Annotated in this window: 19 protein-coding genes; 1 reads left to right on the top strand and 18 read right to left on the bottom strand. The window is 40.9% G+C overall.

Annotation, left to right across the window (positions count from 1 at the left end; genetic code table 11):
- Positions 1-179: 179 nt before the first annotated feature.
- The 7 genes from ACZ43M_RS18880 to ACZ43M_RS18910 are packed head-to-tail and all read right to left on the bottom strand — an operon-like array spanning position 180 to position 5,766.
- Positions 180-1,157 (bottom strand): biotin--[acetyl-CoA-carboxylase] ligase, encoded by a 978-nt coding sequence (locus ACZ43M_RS18880; protein ID WP_464504060.1) that lies wholly within the window; start codon positions 1,155-1,157, stop codon positions 180-182.
- Entirely contained in the window at positions 1,142-2,344 is a 1,203-nt protein-coding gene (locus ACZ43M_RS18885) for a CCA tRNA nucleotidyltransferase (protein WP_464504061.1), read from the bottom strand. The genes ACZ43M_RS18880 and ACZ43M_RS18885 overlap by 16 nt, the downstream gene beginning before the upstream one ends.
- Positions 2,345-2,352: 8 nt before the next feature.
- Complete coding sequence (gene bshA / locus ACZ43M_RS18890) at positions 2,353-3,477, bottom strand: N-acetyl-alpha-D-glucosaminyl L-malate synthase BshA (RefSeq protein ID WP_464504062.1); 1,125 nt, start codon at positions 3,475-3,477, stop codon at positions 2,353-2,355.
- Between the two features lie 2 nt (positions 3,478-3,479).
- The gene (gene bshB1, locus ACZ43M_RS18895) at positions 3,480-4,190 is read right to left on the bottom strand and encodes a bacillithiol biosynthesis deacetylase BshB1 (RefSeq protein WP_464504063.1); all 711 of its coding nucleotides are present in this window, start codon (positions 4,188-4,190) and stop codon (positions 3,480-3,482) included.
- A complete protein-coding gene (gene mgsA / locus ACZ43M_RS18900; RefSeq protein ID WP_464504064.1) occupies positions 4,180-4,599 on the bottom strand; it encodes a methylglyoxal synthase in 420 nt (139 codons plus the stop codon). Before mgsA ends, bshB1 begins: the two co-directional genes overlap by 11 nt.
- Positions 4,600-4,609: 10 nt before the next feature.
- A complete protein-coding gene (gene dapB / locus ACZ43M_RS18905; RefSeq protein ID WP_464504065.1) occupies positions 4,610-5,413 on the bottom strand; it encodes a 4-hydroxy-tetrahydrodipicolinate reductase in 804 nt (267 codons plus the stop codon).
- An 11-nt stretch (positions 5,414-5,424) separates the two neighbouring features.
- Entirely contained in the window at positions 5,425-5,766 is a 342-nt protein-coding gene (locus tag ACZ43M_RS18910; protein WP_464504066.1) for a nucleotide pyrophosphohydrolase, read from the bottom strand.
- Between the two features lie 184 nt (positions 5,767-5,950).
- Between ACZ43M_RS18910 and ACZ43M_RS18915 the strand changes: the two genes are divergently transcribed.
- Positions 5,951-6,823, top strand: coding sequence for a YitT family protein (locus ACZ43M_RS18915; RefSeq protein ID WP_464504067.1), 873 nt, complete (start codon positions 5,951-5,953; stop codon positions 6,821-6,823).
- A 27-nt stretch (positions 6,824-6,850) separates the two neighbouring features.
- On the opposite strand, the gene ACZ43M_RS18920 is transcribed toward ACZ43M_RS18915, so the two are convergent.
- From ACZ43M_RS18920 to aroA, 11 genes are all read right to left on the bottom strand, one after another.
- Positions 6,851-7,531 carry a zinc metallopeptidase gene (locus ACZ43M_RS18920; RefSeq protein ID WP_464504068.1) on the bottom strand — a complete coding sequence of 227 codons (681 nt, stop codon included), beginning with the start codon at positions 7,529-7,531 and terminating at the stop codon, positions 6,851-6,853.
- A 57-nt stretch (positions 7,532-7,588) separates the two neighbouring features.
- Positions 7,589-8,383 (bottom strand): sporulation protein YpjB, encoded by a 795-nt coding sequence (gene ypjB, locus ACZ43M_RS18925; protein WP_464504069.1) that lies wholly within the window; start codon positions 8,381-8,383, stop codon positions 7,589-7,591.
- A 74-nt stretch (positions 8,384-8,457) separates the two neighbouring features.
- A complete protein-coding gene (lhaT, locus tag ACZ43M_RS18930; protein ID WP_464504070.1) occupies positions 8,458-9,051 on the bottom strand; it encodes a lipoprotein heptaprenylglyceryl N-acetyltransferase LhaT in 594 nt (197 codons plus the stop codon).
- A 58-nt stretch (positions 9,052-9,109) separates the two neighbouring features.
- Positions 9,110-9,883, bottom strand: coding sequence for a c-type cytochrome (locus ACZ43M_RS18935; RefSeq protein ID WP_464504071.1), 774 nt, complete (start codon positions 9,881-9,883; stop codon positions 9,110-9,112).
- Positions 9,884-9,949: 66 nt separating this feature from the next.
- The gene (gene qcrB, locus ACZ43M_RS18940) at positions 9,950-10,624 is read right to left on the bottom strand and encodes a menaquinol-cytochrome c reductase cytochrome b subunit (RefSeq protein WP_464504072.1); all 675 of its coding nucleotides are present in this window, start codon (positions 10,622-10,624) and stop codon (positions 9,950-9,952) included.
- Positions 10,625-10,627: 3 nt separating this feature from the next.
- Entirely contained in the window at positions 10,628-11,134 is a 507-nt protein-coding gene (locus ACZ43M_RS18945; RefSeq protein ID WP_464504073.1) for a Rieske 2Fe-2S domain-containing protein, read from the bottom strand.
- Between the two features lie 140 nt (positions 11,135-11,274).
- The gene (locus ACZ43M_RS18950) at positions 11,275-11,739 is read right to left on the bottom strand and encodes a YpiF family protein (RefSeq protein WP_464504074.1); all 465 of its coding nucleotides are present in this window, start codon (positions 11,737-11,739) and stop codon (positions 11,275-11,277) included.
- 203 nt (positions 11,740-11,942) lie between these two features.
- Entirely contained in the window at positions 11,943-12,509 is a 567-nt protein-coding gene (locus ACZ43M_RS18955) for a ReoY family proteolytic degradation factor (RefSeq protein WP_464504075.1), read from the bottom strand.
- 44 nt (positions 12,510-12,553) lie between these two features.
- The gene (locus ACZ43M_RS18960) at positions 12,554-13,825 is read right to left on the bottom strand and encodes a tetratricopeptide repeat protein (protein ID WP_464504076.1); all 1,272 of its coding nucleotides are present in this window, start codon (positions 13,823-13,825) and stop codon (positions 12,554-12,556) included.
- Between the two features lie 26 nt (positions 13,826-13,851).
- On the bottom strand, positions 13,852-14,751 hold the full coding sequence (locus ACZ43M_RS18965; protein WP_464504077.1) for a hypothetical protein: 900 nt from the start codon (positions 14,749-14,751) through the stop codon (positions 13,852-13,854).
- Between the two features lie 155 nt (positions 14,752-14,906).
- The gene (gene aroA, locus ACZ43M_RS18970) at positions 14,907-16,196 is read right to left on the bottom strand and encodes a 3-phosphoshikimate 1-carboxyvinyltransferase (protein ID WP_464504078.1); all 1,290 of its coding nucleotides are present in this window, start codon (positions 16,194-16,196) and stop codon (positions 14,907-14,909) included.
- Positions 16,197-16,212: the final 16 nt, after the last annotated feature.

Raw genomic sequence — 16,212 nt, forward strand, 5'->3', positions numbered from 1 at the left:
CTGATGGCAGAAGGATTCCGTTACTCTTGACATGTTCCATCCCTCTGTCCCGGTCCGTTATGGATCTAGGCAGAAACCATTTTGTTTTAGTTTCAAAGATAAGGTGCAGTTCTGTTTAGATACTGCCCATAAAAAATTATATCAAATTCCCAAAAAAGAACAAGAATCAATTCATTGGTTTATAGTTCGATATCTGCAGAGTACACTTGGTGGATAGTCCCCTCTTGGTCCTCAATTTTTAGTACGCCTTCATCGGTAATGCCCAATGCCTTCCCCTCAATAACATGTGTTAACGTTCTTGCCTTCAAGACTTTTCCGATACTGACGGCATAGCTTTCCCATAAAAGCTTAATCGGGAAAAAACCTTGTTTCAGGTATAGTAAATATAATTTTTCAAAATGCTTAAAAACGCTTTTGATTAACCCTGCACGGGAAATTGTTTCTCCTGTTTCTATGGAAAGCGAGCTTGCCGTCTCCCGGAGTTCAACAGGAAAATCCTCAATCTGTTGATTGACATTTATTCCAATTCCAATAATGATTGAATGAATTCTGTCTGCTTCTGCCTGCAATTCAGTTAAAATACCAGTTATTTTCTTACCCTTAATCAAAATATCATTTGGCCACTTAATTTCCGGTTTCAGTTGTGTGATCTCTTCGATTGCCTGAACAATAGCAACAGCCATTAAGAGCGTTAACTGCGGTGCTTTAGTCAGGGGAATATTGGGACGGAGAATAAGGCTCATCCATACCCCAGTAAATTTGGGCGAATGCCATTTCCTGCTCATTCTTCCCTTACCTGAGAGCTGTTCCTCGGCAATCACAACAGTGCCTTCCGGTACACCATCGGAGGCGAGCCGATGAGCAATTTTTTGCGTTGATTCAACCGTATCTTCATAATGGATATTTCCCCCAATGAAGGAGGTAGTTAACCCAAGTCTGATTTCATCGGCAGTTATTTTTTCTGGTGTTTTTAAAATTCGATAGCCCTTTTTTCGGACCGCCTCTAATTCAAAGCCTTCTTTTCGCAATTCCTCAATATGTTTCCATACTGCTGTTCTGGAGCAGCCAATTAGTTCGGCAAGATGCTGGCCGGATAAATAGGATTCACCGCTATTCGTAAAGGCATCGAGCAGTTTTTTTCTTATTTCTGACTGCACGTTATCAGCCACTCCTTAATTTTGGATTTATCATTTGTCAGTTTTCCTTCCAAAATGGCAATTTCGATTTTCAAGAGTGTTTCTTTTAGCCAAGGACCCGGGTCAAGCTGGAGCCAGTCCATCAGGTCATTGCCGGTTACCGCCAAATCGGAGCGTTGTTTAATCGGCAGTCTGTCATATTCCGCAATCCATTCATGAAAAGAAACTGACTCCTCAATTCCGTTAATGACAACATTGAGCTTTTCAACCGATTGAATGGTATCTTTTCCCGCTATGTAAAGATTATAGACCGACCAAACATCCCTCAGCCTTTTGCTTAGGAAAAATAAAATGTGTCTAATATCTTTGATCTCCTTTACAGGAAGCCGCCAATTTCTTAAGAACGATTCGATTTGGGATTCTGATAACTCTATACAGTAAATGAGCAGTGACCACATTTCGAGATGGTTTAGTTGATGGCTATCGTACCCAAGCAATTTTTCTAGCTGCTGCTTACGATTTTTCAACCCCGGTAAGTAATCATGAAGACCGGCTTCAAGCAGGATCTTCATTGCCTTGTGCCAATGACTTCCAACCAACAATTTTTCAAATTCGGCCCGCTTTCGTTCCACCGCTATTTTCTCGAGTAAATACCCTAGGTCCGATAAAGCCAGCCGGGTCTCATTTTCAATTTGAAAACCGAGCTGACTGACAAACCGCACCGCCCGCATCATTCTTAAGGCATCTTCCTGAAACCGGTCTGAGGCCAAGCCTACGGTCTGAATGACCTTTTCCCTAATAGCCATGTGACCATGGAACGGGTCGATTACCCTTCCATTACAATCCATTGCAATGGCATTCATCGTAAAGTCGCGGCGCTTTAGGTCATCTTCAAGATTGCGGATAAACTCTACTTCTATGGGTCTTCGATAATCCTGATACTCCCCTTCTGTTCTGAAGGTGGTAATTTCATATGATTGATGGTGATATAAAACAAGAACGGTTCCATGTTCAATCCCAACATCAACAGTCTTTGGGAAAATCTCTTTTACTTCTTCTGGAGTAGCGGAGGTTGCAATATCAACATCGCTGATTTGTTTGCCTAGCAGGTAATCTCTGACAGAACCGCCGACAAAGAAAGCCTTATATCCCGAGTCTTCTAGTTTCTTTAATATCGGTACAGCAGATAAAAACGGTTCTATCATCATAATCACCTTCAAACCAGGCCGAAATATAAGTTTTCATATTTCTCGACAATTTGGTCAGCCTGAAATTTTGTTTTGACAGTCTCAACACACTTAAGGGCGAATTGTTCGTGAATGGCGTGATCATTTAAAAGGGCAATACCCTTGCTGGAAGCATCGTTAATATCGCCAACATCACAAAGATAACCAGTTACCCCATCCTCGATCACTTCAGGTATGCCACCGACATTTGTCCCAATACAAGGAACGCCGCAGGCCATCCCCTCTAAGGCAACAAGGCCAAAGCTTTCTTTTTCAGATAACAACAGCATTAAATCACTGATTGAATATAATTCTTCGAGATTTTCTTGTTTTCCAAGGATAATGACTTGATCCTCTAGACCTAGCTTACGGACAAGTTTACAGACAATCGTCATTTCCGGTCCGTCTCCGACCAAAAGTAACTTTGCCGGCATGGTCGCAGCAATATTGGCAAACGTCTTGATAACATCAGGTACCCGTTTTACGGCCCGGAAATTGGATACATGGATTACGACTTTTTCATCTTCCTTTATCCCAAATTCTGATTTTAGATGTCTGGTGTCACTTTTGCGATAAATGCGGTCATCGATAAAGTTATAGACCGTTTCAATTGATTTATCAGGGTTAATTAGCTCATATGTTTGATCGACCAAGGCACCGGAAACAGCCGTAACCACATCAGATTTTTCAATCCCGAATTTAATAGCATCTGATAACGAAGGATCATAGCCCAAAACGGTTATGTCCGTACCGTGCAGAGTGGTGACAATCTTGATATCCCTGCCCGACATTTGCTTTGCAAGGATCGCACAAACTGCATGTGGAATTGCATAATGAACGTGCAGGATATCAAGCTTCTCTCGATTTACCACTTCAGCCATTTTACTGGCCAGTGCAATATCATATGGCGGGTATTGAAACACAGAATATTGGTTTACCTCTACCTGATGATAATAGATATTATGATAGATTTTATTTAAGCGAAACGGGATGCTTGAGGAGATAAAATGAATCTCATGGCCTTTTTCAGCCAGTAATTTTCCCAATTCTGTCGCTACCACTCCAGAACCGCCCACGGTTGGGTAGCAAGTAATCCCGATTTTTAGTTTTTTCATAGCTATTCTCCTATCAAATCACGGTTCATGAGAATCGGCACATTTGTTTTGAACCCTTCAGCAAAGGCAGCACCAACAAGCTTGCCAAACATTCTCTCTCTTGCCTCAACATTCTCAATATAGCCGTTTACAAGGGGTGTTTCTATACTTTCAGCAGTCTTTTCAAATTGGCTTTTATAGGCCCTTAGGGCAGCCAGCTTTTTATCAAAAAAAGCGGAAATATCCACTGTAAAATCTGGTTTATGAAACCCGTTAATCATATAGTAATAAATGCGTTCCACCCGGTGTGACGGAAGCGTCTCATCTGTTTGATAATTTTTAATTCCGGCAGAAAACACCGCTTCATCTACAAGTCTGGCACAATTGCCATGATCGGGATGGCGGTCTTCAAAATACGGAGCAAATACGATTTTTGGCTTATACGTACGAACTATACCTGCTATTTTTCTTATATATTCATCCTGAAGAAGCAAGCCTCGATCGGGAAGTCCCAATGAACTGCGAACCTTAACTCCCAATATATCTGCAGCTTTTGCCGCTTCTTCTTTTCTGAGCGTGACTGTACCATTTGATGAAAGTTCGGCATTCGTCAAATCGCAAATTCCAATTTGTTTTCCTTCTGCTGCCAATTTGGCAATTGTCCCCGCCATGCCGATTTCAACATCATCGGCATGCGCACCAAATGCTAGAATATGTAGTTGATTATTGTCCATCTTTTTTATTATTCTCCCTAGCAATTTTTCTCCAATCAAGCAAGCCCTCATCCAAACCCCTGAGTAACAATTCTGCAGTACCCATGTTAGTTGCAAGCGGTATTGAATAAACATCACAAAGGCGGACAAGCGCGGTAACATCTGGCTCATGCGGCTGGGCTGTCAACGGGTCGCGAAAAAAGAAAACGGCATCCATATTATTTTTGGCAATCATCGCACCAATTTCCTGATCCCCGCCATATGGACCTGATTGAAATCGAGTTATTGCCAAGCCCGTTGCCTCCTGAATACGCTGTCCGGTTGTCCCGGTTGCAAATAAACTGTGTTTGGCGAAAATGTCCTTGTAAGCAACTGCAAATTGTACCAAAGCATCCTTCTTTTTATCATGTGCAATTAGTGCAATATTCATAGTAGGGCTCCTAATCTAATATATTCTCAAGACCGTATACAAAGGTGTTCTGCTTCATGACGGTTTCAACAGCCAATTTAACACCTGACATAAAGGAACCTCTATGGTAGGAATCATGGCGTATTGTTAATGTTTGTCCATCAGAACCAAATAACACCTGCTGATGAGCAATTAAACCTGGCAAACGGACAGAGTGTATATGCATCCCATTCATGTCTGCACCTCTTGCACCCGGCAAGGTTTCCTTCTCATTTGGATGCCCCTGCTTTTTCGATTCCCTGACAGCAGAAATCATTTCTGCCGTTTTAACGGCCGTCCCGGACGGTGCATCAAGTTTTTGATCATGATGCAGCTCAATTATTTCGACATCAGCAAAATATTTTGCCGCCATTTGAGAGAATTTCATCATTAGGACAGCACCAATGGCAAAATTAGGAGCAATAATGCAGCCAATTTCTTTTTCTTGGCATATTTGCTGTAGTTCCGTCAAATTTTCCTGAGTAAATCCGGTTGTGCCGACTACCGGACGAACATTGTATTCCAAAGCAGTTTTTGCATGCTGCATGCCCACTTCCGGCACAGTTAAATCAATAAGGACATCAGCAGAAACATTTTCTAAGCACTGTTTAAGATCGCCATAAACCGGGACATTACGGGCGGCCTGGAAACCTGGTAAATCACTTAACATCATGCCATCAAATTTATAATCGACTGCCGCGGCAAGCTCAAAATGTTCTGTGCTAGTTACAAGCTTAACTGCTTCACTGCCCATTCGTCCCCTTGGGCCAGCAATAATAATTTTAATACTTTCCATCTTCTTCACTCCTAGCTTTCCTGGTCAATTCTTGTCCAGCGATCCTTATCTCTGGTATTGAATTTATTCATCACATAATCATGGGCCTGTTCCAAATCAATTTGTAATGAATTGGCTAGACAAATTGTGACAAACAGAAGATCACCCAGTTCTTCTTCAATGGCCTTTTCCGTTTCAGAAGCTTTTTTTGGTTTCTCTCCATAGTGGTGGTTTATTTCTCTTGCCAGTTCACCAAGCTCTTCTGTCAGTCTTGCCATCATGGCCAGCGGGCTGAAATACCCTTCCTTAAATTGACTAATATATGTATCAACCTCTGATTGAAGCTGTTTCATCGTTTTCCCATTTGTTGTCATTTACATCACCTCTAAACTATGCTCGTTTGTCATCTTTCCTCTTTTCATGTTAGCTAAATTGTGCCTGTTTTACAAATGTTTTAATTAATCGACTAGTTTTATCCCAACAATTGCCCATCCGTCTTTTATTCGATATAATAGTCTCCGCCGTAGATGTGAAAAATATGGAAGAGGAGGAAGGTTTATGATAGTCGGACTTAAATTTAAAAATATACTATTTATTTTATTGGGTACAGCCATTTTTTCCTTTGGGCTAGTCCATTTTAATATGCAAAACAAGCTTGCGGAAGGTGGATTTACAGGGATTACCCTGCTCTTTTATTTCTTATGGAAATGGGATCCTTCCTATACAAACCTAATCCTAAATATTCCATTGTTTATTATTGGGTGGAAATTCCTTGGTCGAAATGCCTTTTTATACACTATTATAGGCACGGTAGCCGTTTCGGTATTTCTATGGATATTTCAGCGCTATTCAATTGACATGCCTCTCAAACATGATCTGACACTGGCAGCCCTGTTTGCCGGGGTTTTTGCCGGCATTGGATTGGGGATTATTTTTCGATTCGGCGGAACAACGGGAGGCGTAGACATTATCGCCAGGCTAGTGCAAAAGTATGTGGGCTGGAATATGGGCAAAACAATGTTTATCTTTGATGCCTGTGTCATAACCCTATCATTGATTACATACTTAAATTATAAAGAGGCCATGTACACACTGGTTGCTGTCTTTGTCGGAGCAAGGGTAATTGACTTTATCCAGGAGGGAGCATACTCTGCGAGGGGAGCCATGATTATTTCGGAAAGAAATGAGCAAATTGCCCAAAAAATAATGGAAGAAATGGACCGCGGAGTGACTGCATTAAGAGGCTATGGTTCATATACCAAAAATGAACGGGACGTTTTATATTGTGTAGTGGCAAAAAATGAAATTATGCGGTTAAAATCGATTATCACCTCCGTCGATCCACATGCCTTCATTTCTATTTCCATTGTTCATGATGTGCACGGAGAAGGCTTTACCTTAGATGAAAATAAAATGCCGATTACAGATTAAAGAAAAAGACGCGAACTTCGCGTCTTTTTAATCGTTACTACGATTCATTCCTGTAAAAATGAGAACTAACCTTAATAGTTCCAAAACCGCAACTGCTGCCGCTGCCACATAGGTCAAAGCCGCCGCATTAAGGACTTTTCTTGCCTCTCGTTCTTCCCGATTGGCAATTAAACCGAGAGAAACCACCTGATCCATGGCGCGGCTTGAGGCATTAAACTCAACCGGCAACGTGACGATTTGGAACAGGACAGCAGCAGCCATAAAAATAATTCCCAATAACAGCATACCGCTCGCATGAAATAAAATACCTAACATGATCAAAATCCATGACGCATTTGAGCCCAAATTTGCAACGGGAACCAGCGCGTGACGAAACCGTAAAAATGCATATCCTTCCCCATCTTGAATAGCATGTCCGCATTCATGTGCGGCAATTGCTGCAGAAGCAATTGAATTTCCATGATAATTTTCCGGTGATAAACGGATTGTTTTTGCCCGTGGATCATAATGGTCACTTAAAAAACCGCGGCCTTCTTCAACGCCAACATGAAATAACCCGTTTGCATTCAAAATTTCTCTGGCCACTTCAGCCCCCCTGCGGTATGTTGAGGTCGGCACCCGAGAATATTTTGCAAATGCACTTTTGACTTTCATTTGGGCCCACAAAGGTATCAGCAAGATGACAGCAAAATAGAGTAAATACAGCATAAGAAACCTCCTTGGAGCTGTTGTTGAAAACATTGTAGTAAAGCCGGCAGCCTAGAGTCAATCTTTATGCTCTCTTGACCAATCCTTTCTCATATCCCTTTCCCCCCGGTACTTTCTCCAGCCAACATAGGACAAAGTCGCGATAATAATGCTACCGGTTGAAATAATTACCCACCAAAGCGATGGATCCGCCTCATCATCTTCTATGTTAGAAAATAAATTCTTCAAATCCTGCCCAAGGTTGTCCAGTTCCTGCTGTCCCTCTGTATCAGTTAATACCTGTGAACGGTATTCATCGATAAACTGAATCCGGGCATCTAATCTTTGTATATTTTCTACCGGTACATCTATTTTCATACTTGGATAAATGACATTATAAAGAGATAAAAAAGTATTAAAGTATGAATGAAAATGAGCTGAATCACCATTCACTGCGGCCGCCTTTGCCTGCTGAAACGCCATCATGATTTGACCTTCCATTTCAGTCCACAGAGGCTGATGGCTTGTGGCAATCGCATCAATGACAAGACGAAACTTTGTCAGTTTATTGATCCGTTCCTCATGCTTCATATCTGGACTAACAGCCGCTTCCATCGCTTCATCATGCGATGTGGTAATAATCCTCACTTCATCTAGGGATAATGGCTGCTCCATTCCAGTTATACTCTTAAACTGATTAGAGAAATAATCCAGCAGCTTTTTTGCATCTTCATATCTATGAAACTTTACCATTTGAAGAGCTTCATCAGAAATATCATCAAGCTTCTCAATAGATGATTGGGTTTGCGCATTAACAGAGATGGGAATAAGCAAAAAGATTATTGCAAATAAAAGGAACCGCCTTAATTTCAATCCTTGTCCCCCCTTTCATTACTAATAAAATGTATGAAAGGGTGGACAAGGTTAGACCATGTTTTATAGCAAAACTAGTTAATTTCCAATTTAAAACGATTTGGCTTTATGACAACATAATAGGCAATCCCAATTGAAATGAGAGAAAGCCAGAATGTAAAATAACCGATTTGCGGTATATATTTGTCAAGCATATGATAGCTAGGCATCATAAGAAAGACATAATCAATAATATCGTTATGTAGGGTCCAAATAGCCGTTATAACTAAATGTTTTAATTTAAATCGATAAAATGGAGCATATAAAAGACCTTCAACCGCCATTGCAAAATGTGAAAGGATTAACATAAAGCCAACCGGTTCAAGTTCACCTTGGACAATAAACACGAAAATGTTCATCACAACTGCCCAGATTCCATACTTAAATAACGTCACAATGGCAAGCGCCTCGATTAACGGCCAGTTTTTACGAAGTAGAAAAGCAATTAAAACAAGTACAAAAAAAAGACTTGCTGTCGGACTGTCAGGGACAAAAGCCAGAAAAATGGCCGGTGTTTGTTTCAGCTGCCAGCCATACCAATAATACCCGTAGATTGTACCTGCAATATTGACAATCAATAAAAGCTTTAAAATGGACCGATTCGCCAGCAGTGGATAAATCCAGCGCACAACTATTCTCCTTCCGTCAACAAAAAAGCTGACGTGTACCGTCAGCTTTTAATTGTTATTATTCTTTACCAAGACCAGAGATGAACTCAGCTAGTTTTTTCAGCTGTTCGTCATCGCCTTTAAAGACACCGGCCGGCATTTTTCCTTTACCTTCTCTTGCAATTTTTTCAATCTCTTCAGGTTTTAAGTCAATGCCCACTAATGGAGGTGCACCAGCCCCGCCTTGAAGATTTTCTCCATGACATGTGAGACAGGTGTTTTCATTGGCAATTTTGTAACCTTCAGCACTTTTATCAATATCTACTTTTTCGACAATTTTACCCTGACGCTCTGCAGCCTCCCAGTCGTGAGTTGCAACAGACTGCCATGTTAAATATGTGATGGCAGCAATGGCCAATAGCATAAATCCTGTAGCAAGTGGACGTTTGCTTGGACGGCGTTCAGGACCACGGTCAAGAAATGGAGCCAATAAAAGGGCACCAAAGGCTAGACCCGGAATAACCATCGCACCTACGACTGTATATGGACCAGATGCATAGGTATATTTGAGCAATTGATATAAGAATAAGAAATACCAGTCTGGTAATGGAATATATCCTGTATCGGTCGGATCCGCTATTCTTTCAAGCGGACTTGGATGCGCTACTGTTAAACATAAAAAACCGACAAGAAATACGGCACCTATCATCCATTCTTTCAAAAGGAAGTTAGGCCAGAATGCCTCTGTCTTACCAGGGTACTCTGAGTAATCTTTCGGGAACATAGGCTTACGGCTTTCGCGTGCAGGAACACGCGAGTCGCCTACAAACTTCATACCTTTACCGCGATGCATCGAGCAATCCCCCTCCTTTTTCCGCAGTGATGAGAAAATACGTACAATTTCAAATTAATATTTAAATCAAAGTGGTCCGGAAATACCTTGTCTGCGAATCATTACAAAGTGTGCAGCCATTAATCCAAATAATACCGCAGGTAAGAAGAAGACGTGGATTGCAAAGAACCGTGATAATGTTTGCGCGCCAACTATGTGTTCGTGACCTGCCATTAATGTTTTCAAGTAAGGACCAGCGAATGGAACTGATTCAACAATTTGCAGCGTAACTTTTGTTGCAAATAGCGCTTTCATGTCCCAAGGCAACAGGTAACCAGTCAACCCTAATCCCAGCATGACGAAGAAGATAAGAACTCCGACAATCCAGTTTAGTTCACGAGGTTTTTTGTAGGCACCTTGGAAAAAGACGCGTAGTGTATGTAAAAACATCATTACAATAACTAAACTAGCTCCCCAGTGGTGCATACCGCGGACAATTTGTCCGAAAGCAACCTGGTTTTGAAGATAAAATACTGATTCCCATGCATTTTTGATATCCGGTACATAATACATGGTCAAGAACATACCGGAAAGAATTTGAATAACTGTAATAAAGAAAGTCAGACCGCCAAAGCAGTATACAAACGCCGAAAAATGATGCGCCGGGTTAACATGCTCAGGTACTTCATGGTCTGCGATATCGCGCCACAAAGGCGTAATATCTAAACGTTCATCTACCCAATCGTAAATTTTGTTTAACAATGATTACGCCTCCTTCCGTGGTTGAGCTTTCCCTAAATAAAGGAAACCGTCTTTTTCTTTGTATGGATATACATCAAGTGGTGCTAAAGGCGGTGTGCCTTTAACATTGGTTCCATCCTTCGTATAACGGCCATAGTGGCACGGGCAGAAGAATTGATCCGGATGCTCCTTATCAGAACCCCAGTTGACGGTACAACCCAAATGCTTACAAACTGGTGACAGAGCAACAATCTTGCCGTCATCATTCTTATAAACCCAGGCAGTGTTGGTAACTTCAGACTCATACCATGCATCCTTTTGCTTAAAGGTAAAGTCAACCCGTACCGGTTTACTAGTAAGATCTGCAACCTTCTGGCTGGTTGCGATAAAATCTCCACCTTCTTCGGCTCTTAAAACAGGATCAACAGCAAATCTAACCATTGGCATTAACATCCCGGCAGCCATGAAACCACCAACGCCTGTTAATGTGTAGCTTAAGAATTGACGTCTTGAAACGCGCTCTTTACTCATGCTTATCCCCCCTCTGTTCACAAATTTAAGTCCAGCGGACATAAATATACACATATAAAACTAGGACATAACAATGATATATCAATCTTCAAGCGAGGTCAATATCAATACTATTTTAAAAATAAGTATTATGAATTGTTTTACGAATTTTCATGCCACTTTTTTGTAAAGAGACTTAAAAGCTGCTTTACTTGGCGATCGATGACAGCCACTTTTTGAGAATCATTCATTCCCTCAAACGGCATCGACGGAAGCCAGATGACAGTACCTTTCAGTTCTTCTTCATGGTTTCGCCACTCCAAATCGCTGGTAATATAAAAAATATGTTTAAATTCTGCACCAGCAATCTCCGCTTCCCATGCTTGCAGACGCTTTGAGGCATCCTCCCCAGCATCTCTATGTAAGTATGTAAATGGCGGGAACAATAGAAGTCTGCCGGTAAATTGCCGTTCCAAATAATTTGTCAACAAGGTAATAAATTCTGCCGCTTCCGCCGATTCTTTCATTTGGTCACCTATGTCAACCGAATATAAGGGTACAACAGCACTATCCACATATTCCTTGGCGGAAAGGTAAGTTTCGATCTCACGTGGAGCCCATTTCATATTTTGCACCAATCCTTTATTTAGCTAATCAGAATTTATATCCATAAATTCTGAACGCATAAATTCAACTACTCCTCTGTCTTCGCCCTATCGGGCTCGCCAGTCGACGAGTTTCCATTTATCACTCTCACTTATAATATCATTATCTCCGAAAACTAAAAAGAAAAAGTATTATTTTTAAAACTGTTAAAAAGGAAGCTTGCTTATCGCAAACTTCCTTTTTGTTCAACCTTTGCAAGGTTATTTAATTTTTCCGTTAAAATTTTGAAAGCTTGCCGGTCTTGTTTATCTAAAGCCTGGTCAATCATTTGCAACAGTTTTTCCCGTTGAAAACGTTCGATGCTGCCTTGTAGAAATTGTTCGGCAATCATTCCATCTTTTTCATTTACTTGAAGATGTTTTGGTACATAGGGATTCTCCTCCAAAACAGCAGCATATTGATGCGCCTGGTTAGAAGCATGAAAGTTTAATTGGATATAAATATCCTCATCCCGATTTAGGCGGATATCATGGAAGGACTTTTCAGCGTCTGTTGTCATGACATTTTCCTTATAGAAACGGAACGGGACCTTATCGACACAATGGGTCGACATAATTAAACCACGCGGGCAATATTGTGCCTGCTCAACAAAGTGAACCTTTTCCATCAATTGGTCGTGGCTCATCAAATAATTTAGAATCCACACACATTCTCTTCTTTTTAATTGATAATGATTTAGAAACCAGCGAATAAAATCCTTCTTCTCGTTGACAGAAACAGGGGTTGCCATAAAAGTTTCCCTCCTCTGCAAATTCAGCTTTTTTTTAGCTTTATTTAATCATTTACATCTAAATCGGTTAAACGCTCCAGCACATCCAAATATTCTTCATTGGTAGGATCAAAAATTAAAAGCTGTTTAAAAATTTCGGCAGCGCGGTCCTTTTCTCCTTCCTCAATTAAAAAATATCCATAATCGTTCAAAAAGTCCTCGTTTTTGTTAAAAAAAGTATATGCACTTTCATATTTGTCCAATGCGAGTGAATATTCCTCCAGTTTATGATAGCTGACAGCAGCATCCCATAAAAATTGTGGTTCTTCATCTTCCACAACATCAAGTTCGGAAATTAGCTCCAAAACATCGTCATAACGCTCCTGTTGCAGAAACATTTGATTAAGCACATGGGCACCTTCAGAAAATCCAGGGTCCAAAACCAGTGACTCACGTAAATACTGCTCAGCATCGGTTATTTTTCCCAGCTTCAAGGCTATTTTACCACCATAGTAAAATAAGTCTTTATTAAACTCATCCTGTTTTAAACCTTCTTGAACAGCCTGTAAACTGTTTTCCAATTCTTCCTCCCGTTCATATGCCTGAGCGAGATACAAATATAATGAGTGGTATTCAGGATCAAGTTCTTTTAATTCAGTAAATTTTTCAATTGCAGTGCGGTTGTAACCGGCTTGAAGCGCAGTAAACGCATAACCAAAAAGAATATTTATTTCTAGTTTTTCTTCCAGTGCCTTATCATAATAAATTAGAGATTCTTCAAAAGCACCTGATGCACTTAAAAGGTCGGCCATTCGTCCGTGTATGTTAACTCCGGCCATTTCATTACATTCCTCTAGAACCTTTTCATAAGCAGCCATTGCCTTATTTATTTCTCCTTGTTCACTGTAAAGCTCCCCTAAGGCAAAATCAATAATGATTTCATTGGGCAATAGTTCCTTTGCTCTAAGAAGTTTCGTCTCACAAACCTCATAAAGTCCCTGTATTTGATAAAGGTCTGCCAGCAGCAATAAAGCCTGGCCATAATGGGCATCTTGCTCTGAAATTTTCTCGAGGATAAGGATGGCTTTCTCCTCCTCATTCGATTCCAACAAAATTTCACCCAATAGGACGAGAAGCTCACCTTCTTCAGGATAAATGGTTAATAAATTTTCAATCAAAGCTCTTGCTTCATCAAGAAAGCCAAACTGGAACAATCCTTCTCCGAGCAGAAACTTTTCCTCAGGCAAGCCTTTATTTAATACAACATTATATTCAGCTAAGGCCTCTTTATGTTGGCCGTTTTCTAACATGGCCATTATTTTATCGATTCTATCCATTGACTGTTACCTCGAATTCCCTTAAATTACAATGAAAAATAGGATGGGGTTTGCACCTTTACATATTCGCCATACCCAGGCTTAAATAAAACCTCTTCCCCACTGCGAACAATTTTTCCCTTGTGTACTGTTAATACAAGCCTATCACCATGATAATGAAATAAATCAACTTCATCAACATTCATGATTTCTCTTGATTTACTATATAGATTATAGCTTAATTCCGAACCAATCAGCAGACTTGCTTTACTGGGGTATACGCCAATTTTATTTAAAATAGGAACCGGCAAAGGCAAGTTTTCGGTAATTTCCTCATATATGGCCGGAATTTTTTCTTTTATCATGGTATCTTTCCATTTCGACAAAAGGGGTTTCGCTTCCTTCTTTTTAGCATTGGAAATAATCGGAATAAATGGGCAATTGAAAGGAAATAAGGCGTCCCTAATCCATCCCCATGGTACCTTCTCCATTTCATCGGGGCTTGATAGTTCAACAAAAATAGCCGGAACTTTCTCCTTTTTACACTTTCTGATAAAACCTGGGGTGATCAGGCGAATGGGAATTTTAATCCCAATCATAAAATCAATTGGGCTGCTAATGAGTGCCGTATTCATTTCTGCAAGTTTTACTTTTAATTCTTCTTCAAAGGAAACGGTTACATAAGTAAGCAGGGTGGTGCATCCCTTTACTAATAAATGTTGTATCATAAATTTTTTCAGTTCCTGAAAGGAGCCATTTGCGGGGATTTCAGAATTGAGCATGATATAAGACGGGCTCATGATAAAATGTTCTAGACTCATTTTTATCAAGGTATAGCGTTTAAACGAGCTTTGGATTGCAGCAATCCGGTCATCCTGAATTAACATTGAACTGGTTGTCAGCCCTTTGTTTTTAAGGATATTGGCATCCTCGATGATATATGCCATCCAATCACCCTTTTCTTAAATCTTTGTCCAGCTTCACGACTAGGCGCTTCCGCTTTTCTTCTTTAAGACAAGCTATGCGGGAGGTGTCAAAACTATGACTTTTATCAAGCCATTAATATGGATACTGAAAAAAGCTGCCTTTAAAAAGGCAGCTTTTACATTATAAGTTTATCTAAATGATTAAAGAAAGTAGGGTAGGAAACAGAGATGGCTTCTGGTTTTTCCAAAATGACTTCCCCATCGGATATTAAGGCAGCGATGGCGAGCATCATGCCAATCCGGTGGTCGCCGTGACTTGAAACGATACCGCCATGAAGCTTGGACTTTCCATGGATGATCATCCCGTCTTCGGTAGCTTCGATGGATGCACCTAATTTTCTCAATTGATTTACAACCGTGTCTATCCGATTTGTTTCCTTTACTTTTAACTCTTCCGCATCTTTGATAATCGTCGTGCCCTCGGCCTGAGTAGCCATTAAAGCAATAATCGGGATTTCATCGATTAATTTTGGAATTAACTCCCCCTCCACAACTGTTCCTTTCAGGGTGGAAGTGTTGATTGCAAGATCACCAGAAGGTTCGAAGGAGCTATCTTCATTCCCGCTAATTTCCAGGTCTGCGCCCATATTCTTTAAAACTTCGATAATCCCCGTCCGGGTTGGGTTTAATCCAACGTTCTTGAGAGTTATATTGCTATTCGGAACGATGGCTCCAGCAACAAGGAAAAAGGCAGCAGACGAAATATCTCCCGGAACGTGAACGTCCGCGGCGGTAAGCCTTTGTCCGCCAGTTACAGTAATAACTCGTCCCTTTTTATCAATTTTTCCGCCAAATTGACGAATCATTCTTTCTGTATGATCCCGTGTATCTGCCGGCTCTACAATAGTTGTTACACCTTCCGCCTGAAGACCGGCCAAGATCAGCGCCGATTTGACCTGGGCACTGGCGACAGGCAGTTCATAGTGAAACTGGTTTAAATTGCCGCCTCGAATCGAAATTGGTGTAAAGGCACCATTTTTTCGCCCGTCAATGGCAGCACCCATTTTTGACAACGGACCTGTTACTCTTGTCATCGGTCTTTTGGCGATGGACTCGTCACCGACAAGCGAAGAATGGAATGGACGTCCGGCTAAAATCCCCATTAGTAATCGTATCGTTGTTCCGGAATTGCCGACATCGAGAACTTCCTCAGGCTCTGTCAAGCCTTCAAATCCCTTTCCCGCAATTTCAAGCTGACCATCTTCCTCTTTAATCGATACACCCAGCTTACGAAAGCAGGAAATGGTACTTAAGCAATCATCTCCGGGAAGGAAGTTAGTCACTCTTGTTATTCCGTGGGCAATCGAGCCAAACATCACAGACCGATGGGATATCGATTTATCCCCTGGAATGATGACTTCCCCTTTTAAATTGTTAATATTAGTTTTTAACGTTAATGATGCCATTTTATCACCTTTTATT

The sequence above is a fragment of the Neobacillus sp. B24 genome (genome assembly GCF_055381825.1).